The following is a 616-nucleotide window of genomic DNA, read 5'->3' on the forward strand; positions in this document are numbered from 1 at the left end:
TGAGGCCCTAGGAGCAGCCGCGCACGAAGCGCTGGGTGTTGTAGACCATGTCCCCGGCCTGGACGCTGCCCGTGGCCACGTGGGTGTTGTTCGGGTTGAGGATCCCGGTGCGGTGGTCGGCCGAGCTCATGTACCAGTTCATCGCGTCGCGCGGGTCCGGCGCGGTCCCCCGCTGCCACGTGCGCACGATGTGCTCCCCGCCGCGGGTGCAGCCCACGGCGGCGGCGTCGGCCGCGATCGTCGCGGTGGCGGCGTGCTGGATGATCCCGTTCTCGGCCATCCACGTCGAGTGGCGCACGGCGGCGGCGCGCAGCTGCGGCACGGCGCGCACGGGCGGGACGTCGCGGGCCGCGCGCTCCGCGTTGATCATCTCGATCATCCGCTCGTCGTACTCGTTCATGCTGCCCACACGCGGCGGCACCGGGTGGCTCACGCCGTTGCGCAGGCCGATCGAGTCGCGCCCGTCGCCGTTCCAGTCGCCCACCATGACCCCGTCACCGCGTGCGCCGTAGGGCATGACGATGTCCGCCGGGCCGCCGGCGATGGTGTTCTTCATGTGGAAGACGTCCCCGCGGCGCACCCCGAGGGTGTCCCCGCCCCGGCCGTCCCAGTCGCC

1 protein-coding gene is annotated in these 616 nt (G+C 73.1%); it reads right to left on the reverse strand.

Annotated features, from left to right (window positions below):
* Window positions 1-7: 7 nt before the first annotated feature.
* Window positions 8-616 (reverse strand): CAP domain-containing protein (locus FHE66_RS15205; RefSeq protein WP_139073825.1); only part of this gene is annotated, 609 nt, incomplete at its 5' end.

The sequence above is a fragment of the Georgenia sp. 311 genome, assembly GCF_006151955.1.
Classification (GTDB): domain Bacteria; phylum Actinomycetota; class Actinomycetes; order Actinomycetales; family Actinomycetaceae; genus Oceanitalea; species Oceanitalea wutianyii.